Origin of the sequence: Sphingomonas sp., assembly GCF_048595155.1 — a bacterium.
Taxonomy (GTDB): domain Bacteria; phylum Pseudomonadota; class Alphaproteobacteria; order Sphingomonadales; family Sphingomonadaceae; genus Sphingomonas_I.
This window is the reverse complement of sequence record NZ_JBMDXN010000069.1, coordinates 16,795-30,420: the sequence shown is the minus strand read 5'-3', so window position 1 is coordinate 30,420 and position 13,626 is coordinate 16,795. Positions and strand designations below refer to the sequence as shown.

The following is a 13,626-nucleotide window of genomic DNA, read 5'->3' as shown; positions in this document are numbered from 1 at the left end:
CGGCAATATCGATGGAAAACGTTGCTGGCACGCATTGTTGAATCAAGTTGCCGGCGCATGTCGAAAGACGACCGTCGAGGAATCGAGTTGCCCTGGCGGCGACCCTGAATCCTAACGTCGCGGTAGAGAAGGAAAGTTTGCCGCCGCGCGTCGGAATTTAGACATGGGGATGGATGTCCCGGAATATTGATCGGTCACGTTGTTCCGCGTGAGGACCAGACGATATGGGAATCCCATGATGACCAGCAGTTGGCGTTTTACCGGATCCGCCTTTTCAATGGGAAGAAGAAAGCGGCGCTTTCCGTCCCCCTGTTGCGATGACGGCGGCGAGACCTTCATAACTGCTGTTTCACACTGGTTCCCGAACGGCCCGCGCTCGAACAATTGGTAGGCTTGTGGGGGGACACTGGTGCCCAAGGCGTCATCGACCAGGAACGTCCCGTCCGGATTATAGCGACCCGCTACGAAATTTACGCCTGATCGCGTCAGAATATCCTTCAACGGCGTGATGGCCGGATCACATGCCTTTGCCGACGAGGTGCCGAGGGCGATGGCTGCAGCCGCCAAATAGGTATAGGAAAGACGCATTCACTCTCCCGGTAGATCGGCGACCGGCCGGCCAAATCTAAGTGGTGTACCAGTAGCGCGTGAGATGCAGGAAGACGGGGGCGGCGAAGATCACGCTGTCCAGCCGATCCAGCACGCCGCCGTGCCCCCGGATCATGCGGCCCCAGTCCTTGACGCCGCGATCGCGCTTGATCGCCGACATGACCAGCCCGCCGAAGAACCCCGTCACGCAGATGATGAACGCCATTCCTGCGGCAACAGGAACACTGAAGGGGGTGATCCACCACAGGGCGGCGCCCAATGCAGTGGCGCTGAGAATACCGCCGACAAGCCCTTCCCATGTCTTGGACGGGGACAGCTTCGGAGCAACCGGATGGCGGCCGAGAATCTTACCGAAGATATATTGAAGCACGTCCGACCCCTGCACGACGATCACCAGGAAGGCGATCAGCAACAGGCCACCCGTCGGCCGCTCCGACACCAACGGCAGGGTCACGAGGGCAGGGACGTGGGAGAGGAAATAGATGCAGATCATCATGCCCCACTGCACGAACGACACGCGCTGCAGAAAGTTTTCGGTGTCTCCGCGCAACGTGGCGGCAATCGCCAGCACCAGAAATCCGTATACAGGCAGAAAGATCGAGTAGAGTCCGTACCACTGGTCCCAGACCAGCCAATACTGAACCGGCAGACCAACGAAGAACAGCAATAGCAACGATCCATGATCGCCATGCCGGGTCGGCGTCAGCGTCAGGAATTCGCGCAGGGCCCAGAAGGACAGAAGGGCGAACAGGATCACCAGCCCGGTCAGACCGAAGATGAAGGCGACCCCCATCGCCGCCACCATGATCCACCAGGCGTCGATTCGCTGGTTGAGATTGTCGATCGTCGACGTGTTACCCTTGAGGAACGCCAATCCCCTGCCGATCAGCGTCGCCACCAGCAGCACCAGGCCTAGCCCGGCGAACACCAGAACAGTGGGATGGTCCAGCATCCATTGCCGGTCCGTGAGATACATCATGACGGTTCCTCACCGGGTTTCAGTTGCAGCAGCGCCTGGCTCGCCCGACGCAGAAACTCCTCCCGCGTTTCGTCCGGCGCCAGCGCGATCGGTTCGCCGAAGATGACCGAACAGAGCAAAGGCACGGGCAGCAATTCCCCCTTCGGCATCACCCGCGCGATATTGTCGATCCACACCGGCACGAACTCCACCGCCGGCCAGGCACGGGCGAGATGATGGATGCCCGGTCGCAGCGGCAGCAGCGGCGTGGTCCCGGTGTTGCGGGTGCCTTCCGGGAAGATGATGAGCGAGTCACCCTGCGTCAGCGCATCGGCCATCGCCGCGATCGCGCTACCGCCACCAGCCTTTCGATCGATCAGCAAGGCATTGAAGACGTGGGCGCCGATGAAGCGCCGGAGCCCGGGCACGTTCCAATAATCAGCCGCGGCGACCGGGCGGGTCTGCCGGCGCGCGCGAACGGATAATACGGTCCAGATCAGCACGAAATCGCCATGGCTGCTGTGATTGGCAAAGTAGACACGCTGGTTGAGCGCAGGCGGGCAACCACGCCAGTCGCCGACGACCCCCGTAACCAAGCGAGCGAAGCCGGCAATCAGCCGTGCGACGGCACGCGCCGCGACGGTCCGGATCATCGCCATAACAGCCATCCCGTCACGATCAGCACCGCCAATTGCCCTGCCACCACGAGTGCCAACAGGCGAACCAGCCGCATGAGCCCCGCGATACGCTCCGGCATCGGCCGGCCGGCCTTGGCCGTGCTCAGCATCCCCAGCGCCACCATCGCCTCGTCGAAGCTTCCCGTACCGTCTTCTTCCGCCAAGGCCTGGAACAGTGCGGCGTCAATCCGCAGCCGCAGGCTCAGCCACAGTCCGGCTGCAAGCAGGGCCAATTGAAGCGCCAAAAAGGGAAGACAAGCGGCTAAGGGAATCGTGGCACGCCGGACCACGATCGCGGCGAGCCCGACCAGTCCGGTCGCCAGCGACGCATATTGCCAAGGGACAGTAGCAGCCGCGACGGCGTGCGCGATGGTAGACTGCCAGCGAGCCCTATCCCTCATCTCAGCCCCTACCGCTTGCGGCTTTGATCGCCAACAGCTGGCTTGTGCTGATCGCCAGCTTGGGCCTGATGCTGCGCAGACGGGCAATGCCGTCATCCACATTGTCCGTGGTGCCGTTGACGACCATCCAGGTGGCGAGCGTCGCGGCGCTGCGGCCGTAGCCCAGCGCGCAGCAGACCATGACTGGATTGGCCGGATCGGCAGGCCCTATCTCGCGCGCCGCACGCGCCAGCACCCGCGGATCGGGTGCGACCAGATCCAGGCAAGGAAAGCTTTGCCAGCGCGTTGCGCCTGCCCAGTACGGCCGTGACATCTCGGCCGACAGGTCAACGACGCGCCTTGCACCCTGCATCCGCGCACGCGACGGGAAGCGGCCGAGCCAGAGACCGGGGGCAACCTCGATCGGATCGGGATCACGCCACGTCCATAATCGGGAATTGATCCATGCACCCACCAGATAGGGCGCCAGCAGGATGCGGGCCGCCGATCCGATCCGCCCGTCATCGGATTTGGCGAAAACGGCAGGACCGATGAACAGATAGGCTAACGCCACCAGCGCCAGCGACACGGCCGGCCACAGGAACCAGAGCCAGCCACCACCCAAAGCCGCTAGCAGCACCGACAAGGCCGCCCCTGCAGCGTAACGTAGCCCGAGCTTCCGCCGATCCGGCTGAGTGGTCGCCTGTGCGTGTGCAAGCGGCGACAGCCCTTCGTAGGGAAGTGCCCAGACGATCAGATAGCCGAGCAGCGCGCCCGTCGGCAGATCGATGAAATGATGCTGATAGGTGGTCATGGTCGAGATGACGACCAGCAGCGACCATCCCAAGAATGGTACCCGCAGCCAGCGCGGCAGGCGGCGGATATAAAAGTCGGCAAGGATGACGGTCAGCGCGACGTGGAGCGAGGGCGCCTGGTTGAACGGCATGTCGAAGCCGGCAAGCTCTTCGAACAGCCGCCCGGAAAGGCCGGTGGTCGGCGGTTTCGGCCAGGAGAATCTAAGCGGAAACGCGACGAAGCAGGCAACCGCAATCAGCTGAACGAAGATCAGCCGCCGGACATGGACGCTGAGCTCATGCGCGCTTTTGCACAGGAACAGCGACGCCGCATAGAAGAGGTTTGTCGTCCAATAGGGGATGATCGTCCATGCCACGAAAGGCACGGCGCGCTCCCAGCCGAACACGATCGACGGCACATGGTCGCGCAACGAGGCCAGCCAGTTGGACAAGCCGTAGCTGCTGTAGAACAGCACCCCCAGTGCGATCAGCGCCGCCAGCGCGCGCAGCACCGGCGGCCTCTGCGCGGCGATAGCTGCTTCGCTCAACGCTGTGTGTCACTCTCGCGAATGGCGAGCGACACCGTGAAGATGCCCCATTGATCGATTCGCTGCTCGACCTTGCGGAAGCCAGCGGCCGCGACCAGCTGATCCATTTCTCCTTGCGTGCGACGACGCATCACCCAGGCCTGTCCCGCGCGATGCGAGGTCAGCGCCCGCGCGATCATCTCCAGCTGCGGGTGCCAGGGCTGACAGGTGTAGACGAGATAGCCGCCCTCCGGCACCGCACGGCGCAGACCGGCGAGCGAACGACCGACGAGATCATTGTCGGGGAACAGCTCGTACAGCCCCGACACGACCGCCAGCGTCGGCTGCGGCTGGATTGCGGCGAGCGAATCTGCATCGAAGGCGTTGCCATGTTCGAACCGGGCGATTGCCGACAGGCCCTTCTCGGCGATCAGCGCGCGCCCCGCCGTCACGTTGATGTCGGAATAGTCGCGCAGCAGGATCGTATCGATCGCCTCTGCGCCCTCGGTCAAAGCCTCGAGCACGTAGCGGCCATGGCCTGCGGCGATGTCGACGATGTGCGCGGGCGCGCCTGCCTTGCGCAGGCGCCCCAACGCCAGCCGGATCAGCTCTTCGACATGCAGCTTGCGCTGGCGGATGCCCTTCCAGCCGATCGCATCCAGATAAGTCCGGTCCAGCGCCTTCCCGACGCCAAGCTTCCCTTCCGCACGGTCGCGATACACATAATCCAGCGTCGATCCTGAATCGAAGCCGGTCTGATGGCCAAGCGCAATGCCGCGCGACAGCTTACCGCCCAACCGCAGATTGGCGCGGTAGAGCGACCACCATAGGCCTTTGCGCGACGCGATCGATAAAGGTGCCGTCAATCGGTCCGATTCCGCTTTGGTATATCCGGCCTTGTCCGCCCCGGTGAGGTCAATCGTTGCCCGCGGTCGGGCGAAATGGTCGAGCAGGAACCGTCGCATGTCGGCAATGACAGGCGCACGCTCCGCCTCGCCCAATATATCGTGGAACAAGCCTGGATAGGAGTGGCATTCCTTCTCGGGTGTTCCAAGCCTATCGTAGAAGTCCTGTTGCGGGCCTTTCCTGACGACATAGTCCGATCCGGCGATCAGAACCTGCGTCGGGATGGTAATAGCAGCCGCATCGGCGACGACACGCTCCCCGGCGTCGTAAAGCTGCAGCAGGATATCGACCGAGATGGCGCGCGATATCAGCGGGTCTGTTTCGTAACTGGCCTGACGCACCGGATCATGGGTGAGAAGCCGCGCCTTGACGTAGGAATTGACGTCGAAGGGGCCGCGCAAGCGCCGCATCAGGGCGAGGCCCGGACGCGCCAACGGCACGTAGAGCTTCACCGAGAAAGCCGGAGCCGCCAGCACCAGCGCCCGGATTGGCGGTGCATAATCATGCGCCCAGGTCGCCGCGATCACAGCGCCCACCGATTGCGCAACGACCGCCATGTCCTCGCGCTCGACCGCATGCTGTTCCGCAACGTGCAGCGAGAAGGTTTCCAGATCCCGGACGCTGTGCGCGAAGGACGGCGAGTGGCCGCGCCGCCCCGGCGATTTGCCATGCCCGCGCGCATCCCACGCGAAGAAATGATGATCGGGCAGGTTCAGCTCGTCGACCACATGCGCCATGCGGCCGCCATGTTCGTGTCCGCGATGAAACAGCAGCACGGCGCCCTTCGCATCAGGGTCAGTGGCCGGCCAATGCCGATAGAAAAGTTCGACCCCGTCATGGGTCTTGAACGAAAGCTCCAGGCATTCACGCGTCATTGCGGCTCCTTGCTGCTGGCGGCGGCTTCGGCGACGCCATTCCGCACCCGGTTGAGCACCGTCACCGCGAGCAGCAGCGCCAAGACGGGCATGATCCACGCGGTCCATGGCGGGAGAGGGCCGCCAATGCCCACCCACATTCCAAGCGCTCCGATCACCAAGGCACGATCGCTTTTGCCGAAAGGCCCGTCATACCGCCGGCCAGCTCCGGCGAGCGGCCCCATCACGCCGGCATATTCGCTCAGGGCGGCAAGGAAGATCACGGCAAATACCCAGGCGGGCGCGAAGGGGGCAACAAGGGCGAAGGGTGCGATCAAAGCCGCGTCCGCGACGACGTCGCAGAGCTCGTTGAGATAGGCGCCCAATGTCGATTTCTGGCCGAACTCGCGTGCCAGCATGCCATCGATGGCGTTCAATCCCATCCTGAGCAAAAACCACACAGGCAGGATGAGGAAGGCTTGTCGGCTGTCCGACCAGATTATGCCTGCACCAGCGATGGCGGAGATGATCGCCGCGAGAAGCGTGATCTGGTTCGCAGAAATACCTGCGTCCGCTATCCTTTTGACTAATGGTCTTAAAAGGGCCTGAAAGCGTGGCTTCAACGAATAGAGTGTCGGCATCAGGCTCCTAACGGTCTCTCCGTTTCCTCAATAGCGATAGTGCACTGCGCCGTCAGTCGTCCATGCCCCTAATTCCGCCTCGAACGCGGCGTCGGCGATGGCGTTCCTTCAAGATTGCTGATCTCGGGCGCGGCGACAATGGCTCAGTCAGTAATTAAGCATCACTTTTCAATCGCTTGATGCGCCGGAACAATAGAGGCAATAACCGTCTCCTGCAGCGGCTATCGGCCGGTTCAGCCGGATCTTGCAAGATCATCAAGAAGCTGACGAGGAGCTTGTTCTCGGCGCCGTATCGAATGCCGTCTGTTCTGCTGGGGGATGGCGCGAACCGCATCTGCAGCGAGATCGTATCCGCCCGCGTCACTTACGATGAGCTTGATCGCATCAAGCCGCTGCCATCTCCTTGGCAATGGCGCGGAGTGCCTCCTCGAAGGCGGCGGGTGGCTGGCCACCAGAGATCAAATAGCGCTCGTTGACGACGACGGCAGGCACCGCCTTGATCCCGCGCGACTGCCACAGCCTTTCTTCGGTACGCACCGCCTCGGCATATCGATCCGAGGAGAGGATCGCCCGCGCCTCGTCCGGATCCAGTCCGACAGCCTCTGCCGTGGCGATAAGCGCATCATGATCCGATGGATCGCCGTCATCAGTGAAGTAGAGCTTGAACAGCGCCTGCTTGAGCGCCTTTTGCCGGCCCTGCTGTGCAGCCCAATGCAGGAGGCGATGCGCATCGAAGCTGTTGTAGATACGCCTGCCGTTCGCGGTCGACATCGTGAACCCCAACTCCGCCGCGCGATCCCGGATCATGAGCCGGTTGGCTGCCGACTGGGCTTTGGTCGATCCGTATTTCTCAGCAATATGGTCATCAAGATCCTGCCCTTCCGGAACCATTGCCGGGTTCAGCTCAAAAGGTCGAAACACGATCTCGGCATCGACGGCGTCTGCCGCTCGCGCCAGCCCCTCTTCAAGGCCGCGGAGGCCGATCACGCACCAGGGGCAGGAGACATCGGAGACGAAATCGATCTTCAGATGGGTGGTCATCACGGTTTCTCCTGAGCGGTGTCGAAGCCAATCAATCCCGCACGGCTGTTATCGGGCGGCGCCCCGGGCCCAATCAACGATTGCGCGCTCCGGCATGGCGCCAGACTGGCGCGCCACTTCTTTCCCTTTGCGAAACAGGATCATCGTCGGAATCGAGCGGATGCCATAGCGAGCGGCGATGGCCTGTTCCGCCTCGGTGTCGAGCTTGCCCAGGCGGACCCAGGGCTCCAGCTGTTTGGCCGCTGCATCGAACGCGGGTGCCATTTGACGGCACGGCCCACACCATGATGCCCAAAAATCGACGAGCAGGGGAAGGTCGGATCGGACGGCATGGGCGTCGAAATTCGAAGTTGTCAGCGTCACTGGTTTCGCCGAAAACAGCGCGGTCTTGCATCGGCCGCAAGAGCCGCCTTCACCGATCCGCTCGCGGGGAACGCGGTTAGGGGCGGCGCAGCTGGGACACGTTACGATCAGTGCGTTGCTGGTTGCCGTTGCCATGCCACCCTCCTTCTTGACCAGTCCCATATGGTGCGGGTGTTGTTGAAGAGAAGATTAGGCGAGCACGCGGGCTGCGAACTCTGTGGCAGCGGCCAGTCCGTCCTGATCGACCGAATGTCCAACACCTGCAGACACGTGCGTGGCAACCGGGACGTCCGCCGCGCTCAGCGCGTCGCGCGCGAGTTGGAGAGAGCGAAACGGCACCACATCGTCTGCCGTTCCGTGAATGAGCAAGACGGGTGGCCGACTTCGAATTTCTGCTTCAAGCGTGTCGGGAGCGACCAGCATTCCGGAGATCCCTATTATACCGGCGACGGGCCTTGTCCGGCGCAGCCCGACGTGCAGCGCCATCATCGTACCCTGGCTGAAGCCAACCAGAAGCAGCCTCTCGTCCGGCAGGCCATGTGCCTCCAGTTCGCGTGACAGAAAGCTGTCGAGCTCCGGAGCGGCCATAGCGGCGCCGGCGGCACGTTCGGCAGCCGAGAAGGTCTCGATCGGCCACCACTGATGCGCGTTGGCCATGTTGGGTATGATCGAGGGCGCATTGGGTGCAACGAAGGCGGCAGCGGGCAGGGCCGGTTGGATCATCGCCGCGAGCGATATGAGATCGTCACCGTTCGACCCGTAGCCGTGAACGAGAACGACCAGCGCATTGGCTCGTTCGCCGGAAAGTGGAACAAGGCGGGGGCCGTCGATCATATGATTTCCTTTCACGCCCATCGCCCTGCTGGTTTGATTATGGCTCACATAAGCATGAGCAGGGACATTATGGTTCGCTGTTCGATCGTCCCTTAGGAGCCAAGGCGAAAATCTTCCAGGCGGTGGGGCGTCGGATGAAGGCGGTCTAGCTGTCGCTTCATCCTGCTTCGCGACCCGCTGCCATGGCAGATCCTGTGCTTTGGGCGATCGTGGAGCAGCTCATGGGTGTTATGGACTTCGGCAGCGTAAGTCTCACGAAGAAAAAGCCCAGTGTTCTCATCGTGGATTACGACCTGGTCACGCGGCGGACGATCGCAGACTATTTCAACCATCACGACATGCGCGCGGTATTGGCTGGTGACAACCAGACAATGTTGCGGGTGGTTTCGTGCCGTGAGCCCGATCTAGTCGTCATTGGCTCGCATGTCGGCACGGACGCGCTACACTTATTGCGCGGACTGAGGTCACTGAGCGTCGTTCCGGTGATCCTGCTGGCGGGCCAACGCTATGAGGAAACCGATCGGATCGTTGCCCTCGAGCTTGGCGCGGATGACGTGGTTACGCGTCCATTCGGCCTCCCGGAGCTGCTGGCACGTGTCCGTGCGAACGTGCGACGGCGGGCGATGGATATGCTGCACCCGATGCGGCGGGAGGGGCAATGTTATCGTTTTGCCGGGTGGCAATTCGACCAGCGCACGCGCCAGCTTACCAATCCGGTCGGTCATAGCGTAACCCTGACCAAAGGTGAATTCGCCCTCCTGAGCGCATTCGTTGTCGCGCCACGCCGGCCTCTGACGCGCGAACATCTACTCAAAGCGACGCGTATCCATGAGGACGTGGATGATCGCAGCATCAACGTGAGGATCCTGCGGCTTAGGCGTAAATTGGGAGATGACGGGCGACATCCCCCGCTGATCCGGACGGAGCGGGCGATCGGCTATGTTCTGGATGCAGACGTGCAAATCGCCTGATTGCGCATGCGCTCGCCAGTAATCATTGGAAATGCCGCTCAGCGGCTCCGGCGCGCTCCTGCATTTGATCGTTCGCACTGCCGGCACGAGGTTTGATGGGCAGATCTAGCGTACGTCTGCTCTCTGGGATGGAGTGTGCCGACGCGCACGAAAAGGCGCTCAGTCGAGGATGAGCCGATGGCATTGCCTGCCACAATATAGCTAAAATTCTGCGGGTTGGAATAAAGCGGGCGGCGCGTCGTCTCCTCTTGTGCGAGCCGTTCCGCTGGATCGGCGCCGATGGACCGGTTGCTGCGGATTGGCGAGACGATGAAGAATTTCAAAGTGAATGACAGCGAGCTCAGGCTCTTGCGGGTTCTGGACGCCGTGCTGGAAACCAACGACGTCTCGCGGGCGTCAGAACTGTTAGCGGTTACGCCATCAGCCGTGAGCCATTCGCTGCGATTGCTGCGCGAACGGTTCAGCGATCCGCTGTTGGTTCGCACCCGTGGCAAGCTTGAGCCGACGCCGCTAGCCAATGCGCTTCAACCCGCCCTGCGGCAGAGCCTCACCCAACTCGCCGTACTATTGCAGACGGAAGCCGATTATGATCCGGCCTCCTCCAGTCGCCAATTTTCCCTCGCGGCGCCCGACTATTACCTGTTCATGATGTTGCCGCCGGTGGTTGCCGACATCCGGCGAAGCGCGCCGTCCGTCGATCTGCGCTTCCGGCCAGTCGGGCTGGACGTGTTCGAACAGCTGGCGTCCGGCGAATTGGATCTGGTGCTGGCCGGCTCCGAGCTGGAAACCGTGCTGGGCCTTAATCGTGAGCTGATGCGCAGTCGCGTCATCAGCGAGCCTTATTATTGCGTGATGCGCAGCGATCATCCCGCTGCGCAGGCGCCGGAACTCACGCTCGAAGCGTATCTTGAAGCGCCGCACGTGATGGTTAGCCTCGCCGGCGAAACCGTCGACGCTGTCGACACGGCGCTGGAAGGGGTGGGAGCTCGCCGCCGGATCGGTGCCGCGGTGCCGAGCTTCATGGCCGCCGCCTGGTACGCGACCGAATCCGACATGATCGCGACGTTGCCTAAGACGGTCGCGGCACGTGCCGCCGAGCGGGCGGGCGGCGTCATCCGGCGTCCGCCGATCGACCTGCCGTTCAGCACGGCGCATATATGGTGGCATCCGCGGTATCAGCATGATGCGGGTCACGTCTGGTGGCGCAGGCGGCTGATCGACGCGCTCGGGCCGTACCGCCGGGACTGACTGCGACGGAGCGAGCCAGGCGATGCTGTCATTGGCTCACGTGCATGTGAGCCGTCATGCCCTCGGCTGACGGGCGCGCGGCGGTAAACCGATCTCCCCTCACAGGAAATCGAAATGACACTCACTGCACGCTTTCAAGAAGAGCATTATCTGTTCGCCGGCGTCGTCATGACCATCCTCATCTCGGGAGAGGAGACGGGCGGACGTTATGCCCTGCTCGTCTCCCGAGTACCGGCCGGGCATGCGACGCCGCCCCACCTGCATGATATCGAAACGGAAATCTCGGTCGTCCTGAAAGGCGCGCTGACCGCGGAAACGAACGGGGTTGCGAAGGTTGCACAGGTGGGAGAGGCAATCCAGTTTCCATCCGGTCATGTGCATCGTCTTCTCAACGCCGGCGAAACCGCGGAGGCGCATCTTCTGCTGTGCGCGCCCGCCGGGTTCGAGCAATTTGTCCGTGCGGTCAGTCCCCGGGTCGATGATCCCGATACGCCGCCGCGGCCGCTGGCGGGCGAAGAGATCAAGCAGATGGTCGCGGCGGCGGCCACTTTCGGCATCCATTTTTACACGGACACCGCCATGCTGGAGGCACCAGGGCCGGGCCCGATCGACACGGCTCTCGCGCCGTTTGAAGCACTTGGCCACAGGATAGACGTCCTGGCGCGCGTCAGCGATCGCGATGAGGCGATCGCCGTCGCGCGCGTCACGCCGATGCTTGCGCCCGGCGGGGCAGTATCAGGGCAAGCACCCGCGGCTCAACCGAGCCTGTCTGCCGCCACTCTCGACGGCGGGCGGCAGGGTCTACTATCACCGCCGCCTCAGCCGGGGCTGTTGGCGATAACGACGATGCGGGTGATCCGCGAATTGCAGGAAGGCTGCTTTACTCACGCCACCAGCGAAGAGGAAGGTCAGCGCGCGGAGCTGCTGACGCGGCTCGGGCGGTTGTAGATCATCGCCGTCCGGCGCGATGCAGGCTTAACCGAACTTCCGTTTCTCAACCTCCGGCGATGAGCGCGGGATTGAGAAGCGGGAGTATCGGCTAGGGTATCAAGGGGATCCGCGCAGGTGTCTGTTCGCTGGCCGCTCACCTTTGCCGGAAGCTGTCACCATCGGCATGGATCTGAGCGGTTCGCACTGGGGCGGGAACCGAGGACGATGTGTTCAAAGCGGCCTGCCGCTCAGCGATCAACCAATCGCGTGCGGGTTGAGCGCTTTGCTCCGCATTCTTGATGCACCGGGTAGGCCGGAGCAACGTTCCCACGATATAGGGTCCGCACAGTCGTTCAGCGGCCATTTTAATGCGGAAATCGAGTATTTTGCGGCCCGCGGCTGAGGTGAGGTCCAGTCCTGCAATCGGTATGCGGATAGCCGGCGGTGCGTCCTGCGCCATCACCGAACCAATCGGTGCCACCATTCCGGTAGAGATCGCCAGAGCGAGCGCTTTTAAGATCGAGCTACGCATGGATAATCCTTTCCTGACACGTAGATATCGGATCATGATCCCGCTTTCGGCCCCGGATCATGATCGAATAGCGAGCCGCGCTCCTAAGCACAGCCGCCGGGGTTGGGCCGAATTCGTCGGTACAGCCGTTCGATGACAGTTCGCGCGTCGTTCAGCTCCGCGCGTCTTGCTGAGCGCGATCGGGCGATCGTGCGCCGGGCGCGCAGCGCGCAGCCCGCCATGAGGGCCATCAATATCGGGCCAGCAATCATCAAGGCGCCCGGCACATTTGGCCCGGCGCCACGCGCGATCGCGATGGGAAGGTTGCCGATCATCGAGGCCGAAGGAGCCGCCGCCGCTATGACCATGAAGATGATGTGTGGCGTGGAGAGCAGGCGCTCGGTTCGCTGCGGCGGGATCGGGCTGTGCATCCTTTGGCTCCAAGCTCAGGCGGTTCGATCGATCGAGTGGAGGAAGTGCGCGGTGGCCGGCACGACCGTTTGCGGCGCTTCGATATGGGCCATGTGCGAGAGGCCCGGCCACGTGTGCAGGCGGGCGAGATGGATACGGGCAGCGAGTTTGCTGCCAACCCACGGCGGCGCTTCATCGAACTCACCACAGGTGATGAGCGTCGGCACGCGCAAGGCGGGAAGGGTATCGGTAAGGTCCAACGAGGAGAGTGCCCCGGTGAAACGGAATTCGCTCGGACCGTTAAGATAGCGGTAGACGGGATTGCCGGCCGCCTCTTCTGCTACCTGCGTGAACCAGTCGGGCCAGCTCGGCAGGCGCAGCAGATGTTCCCGATAATAGGCGTCCTGCAGCGCCTGGAAGCGTGCGGACGGCGCGCCTCCGACGTTTTCCTCGGTAGCGGCGATCCTGACGGCGTCCGGCCCCATCGCGGCCAGCCAGCGCTGCGCGGCAGTTTCGAAGTCGGCGATACGCGCGGCAGTGCCCGCCAGCACAAGGCCTGCCACATGCTGCGGATAGGCTGCGGCATACGCCAAGGCGAGCGCTCCGCCCCAGCTATGTCCGAGCAGGATCACCTGGGCGGCACCGCTCCAGGCACGCACCGCCTCCAGCTCGCGCACATAGGTATCGACCGTGTAGCTGCCGAGGTCAGCCGGCCGTGCCGATCGGCCGCACCCGCTTTGGTCGTAGAAGATCGTGCGGCGATCGGCGGCCAGCCGCGCATAAGGGCGCATGTAGCGATGCCCCGCGGCAGGCCCCCCATGCAGCACGATCAAAGGGGTGCGCGACGTTGGCTGGCCGTAGCTGCGCACATAGATTTCACCGTTGGGGCCTTGGACCATGTCCTCGCTGACCGGCGATATTGGCGGATCCCAATCTGCAGGATCAGGCGCAGGCAGCGTTGAATAAAGCGG

General features: G+C 62.9%; 16 protein-coding genes. 3 read left to right on the top strand and 13 right to left on the bottom strand.

Annotated elements, in window-relative coordinates; translation table 11 throughout:
* Positions 1-111 precede the first annotated feature (111 nt).
* The 10 genes from ACOJSI_RS10990 to ACOJSI_RS10945 all read right to left on the bottom strand — a co-directional run bounded on the left by ACOJSI_RS10990 (position 112) and on the right by ACOJSI_RS10945 (position 8,584).
* On the bottom strand, positions 112-588 hold the full coding sequence (locus tag ACOJSI_RS10990) for a hypothetical protein (protein WP_420138332.1): 477 nt from the start codon (positions 586-588) through the stop codon (positions 112-114).
* A 37-nt stretch (positions 589-625) separates the two neighbouring features.
* Positions 626-1,588 carry a phosphatidate cytidylyltransferase gene (locus ACOJSI_RS10985; protein ID WP_420138331.1) on the bottom strand — a complete coding sequence of 321 codons (963 nt, stop codon included), beginning with the start codon at positions 1,586-1,588 and terminating at the stop codon, positions 626-628.
* Positions 1,585-2,226: a lysophospholipid acyltransferase family protein gene (locus ACOJSI_RS10980; RefSeq protein WP_420138330.1), complete on the bottom strand. Its 642-nt coding sequence runs from the start codon at positions 2,224-2,226 to the stop codon at positions 1,585-1,587. The genes ACOJSI_RS10985 and ACOJSI_RS10980 overlap by 4 nt, the downstream gene beginning before the upstream one ends.
* Positions 2,217-2,645 (bottom strand): hypothetical protein, encoded by a 429-nt coding sequence (locus ACOJSI_RS10975; RefSeq protein WP_420138329.1) that lies wholly within the window; start codon positions 2,643-2,645, stop codon positions 2,217-2,219. Before ACOJSI_RS10975 ends, ACOJSI_RS10980 begins: the two co-directional genes overlap by 10 nt.
* 1 nt (position 2,646) lies before the next feature.
* A complete protein-coding gene (locus ACOJSI_RS10970) occupies positions 2,647-3,966 on the bottom strand; it encodes a phosphatase PAP2/dual specificity phosphatase family protein (protein ID WP_420138328.1) in 1,320 nt (439 codons plus the stop codon).
* Positions 3,963-5,726 (bottom strand): bifunctional alpha/beta hydrolase/class I SAM-dependent methyltransferase, encoded by a 1,764-nt coding sequence (locus ACOJSI_RS10965; protein ID WP_420138327.1) that lies wholly within the window; start codon positions 5,724-5,726, stop codon positions 3,963-3,965. Before ACOJSI_RS10965 ends, ACOJSI_RS10970 begins: the two co-directional genes overlap by 4 nt.
* Positions 5,723-6,346, bottom strand: coding sequence for a CDP-alcohol phosphatidyltransferase family protein (locus ACOJSI_RS10960; RefSeq protein WP_420138326.1), 624 nt, complete (start codon positions 6,344-6,346; stop codon positions 5,723-5,725). The genes ACOJSI_RS10965 and ACOJSI_RS10960 overlap by 4 nt, the downstream gene beginning before the upstream one ends.
* A gap of 384 nt (positions 6,347-6,730) precedes the next feature.
* Positions 6,731-7,387, bottom strand: a complete 657-nt coding sequence (locus ACOJSI_RS10955; RefSeq protein ID WP_420138325.1) for a DsbA family oxidoreductase — start codon at positions 7,385-7,387, stop codon at positions 6,731-6,733.
* A gap of 48 nt (positions 7,388-7,435) precedes the next feature.
* Positions 7,436-7,912, bottom strand: coding sequence for a thioredoxin TrxC (gene trxC, locus ACOJSI_RS10950; RefSeq protein ID WP_420138324.1), 477 nt, complete (start codon positions 7,910-7,912; stop codon positions 7,436-7,438).
* Positions 7,913-7,939: 27 nt separating this feature from the next.
* A complete protein-coding gene (locus tag ACOJSI_RS10945; protein WP_420138323.1) occupies positions 7,940-8,584 on the bottom strand; it encodes an alpha/beta hydrolase in 645 nt (214 codons plus the stop codon).
* Positions 8,585-8,778: 194 nt separating this feature from the next.
* Between ACOJSI_RS10945 and ACOJSI_RS10940 the strand changes: the two genes are divergently transcribed.
* The 3 genes from ACOJSI_RS10940 to ACOJSI_RS10930 all read left to right on the top strand — a co-directional run bounded on the left by ACOJSI_RS10940 (position 8,779) and on the right by ACOJSI_RS10930 (position 11,751).
* Entirely contained in the window at positions 8,779-9,555 is a 777-nt protein-coding gene (locus ACOJSI_RS10940; protein WP_420138322.1) for a winged helix-turn-helix domain-containing protein, read from the top strand.
* Positions 9,556-9,834: 279 nt separating this feature from the next.
* Complete coding sequence (locus tag ACOJSI_RS10935) at positions 9,835-10,803, top strand: LysR family transcriptional regulator (protein WP_420138321.1); 969 nt, start codon at positions 9,835-9,837, stop codon at positions 10,801-10,803.
* A 114-nt stretch (positions 10,804-10,917) separates the two neighbouring features.
* Positions 10,918-11,751: a cupin domain-containing protein gene (locus ACOJSI_RS10930; protein ID WP_420138320.1), complete on the top strand. Its 834-nt coding sequence runs from the start codon at positions 10,918-10,920 to the stop codon at positions 11,749-11,751.
* A 136-nt stretch (positions 11,752-11,887) separates the two neighbouring features.
* On the opposite strand, the gene ACOJSI_RS10925 is transcribed toward ACOJSI_RS10930, so the two are convergent.
* From ACOJSI_RS10925 to ACOJSI_RS10915, 3 genes are all read right to left on the bottom strand, one after another.
* Complete coding sequence (locus ACOJSI_RS10925) at positions 11,888-12,265, bottom strand: UrcA family protein (RefSeq protein ID WP_420138319.1); 378 nt, start codon at positions 12,263-12,265, stop codon at positions 11,888-11,890.
* 83 nt (positions 12,266-12,348) lie between these two features.
* Positions 12,349-12,675 carry a hypothetical protein gene (locus ACOJSI_RS10920; protein WP_420138318.1) on the bottom strand — a complete coding sequence of 109 codons (327 nt, stop codon included), beginning with the start codon at positions 12,673-12,675 and terminating at the stop codon, positions 12,349-12,351.
* A 15-nt stretch (positions 12,676-12,690) separates the two neighbouring features.
* Positions 12,691-13,554 carry a proline iminopeptidase-family hydrolase gene (locus ACOJSI_RS10915; RefSeq protein WP_420138317.1) on the bottom strand — a complete coding sequence of 288 codons (864 nt, stop codon included), beginning with the start codon at positions 13,552-13,554 and terminating at the stop codon, positions 12,691-12,693.
* Positions 13,555-13,626: the final 72 nt, after the last annotated feature.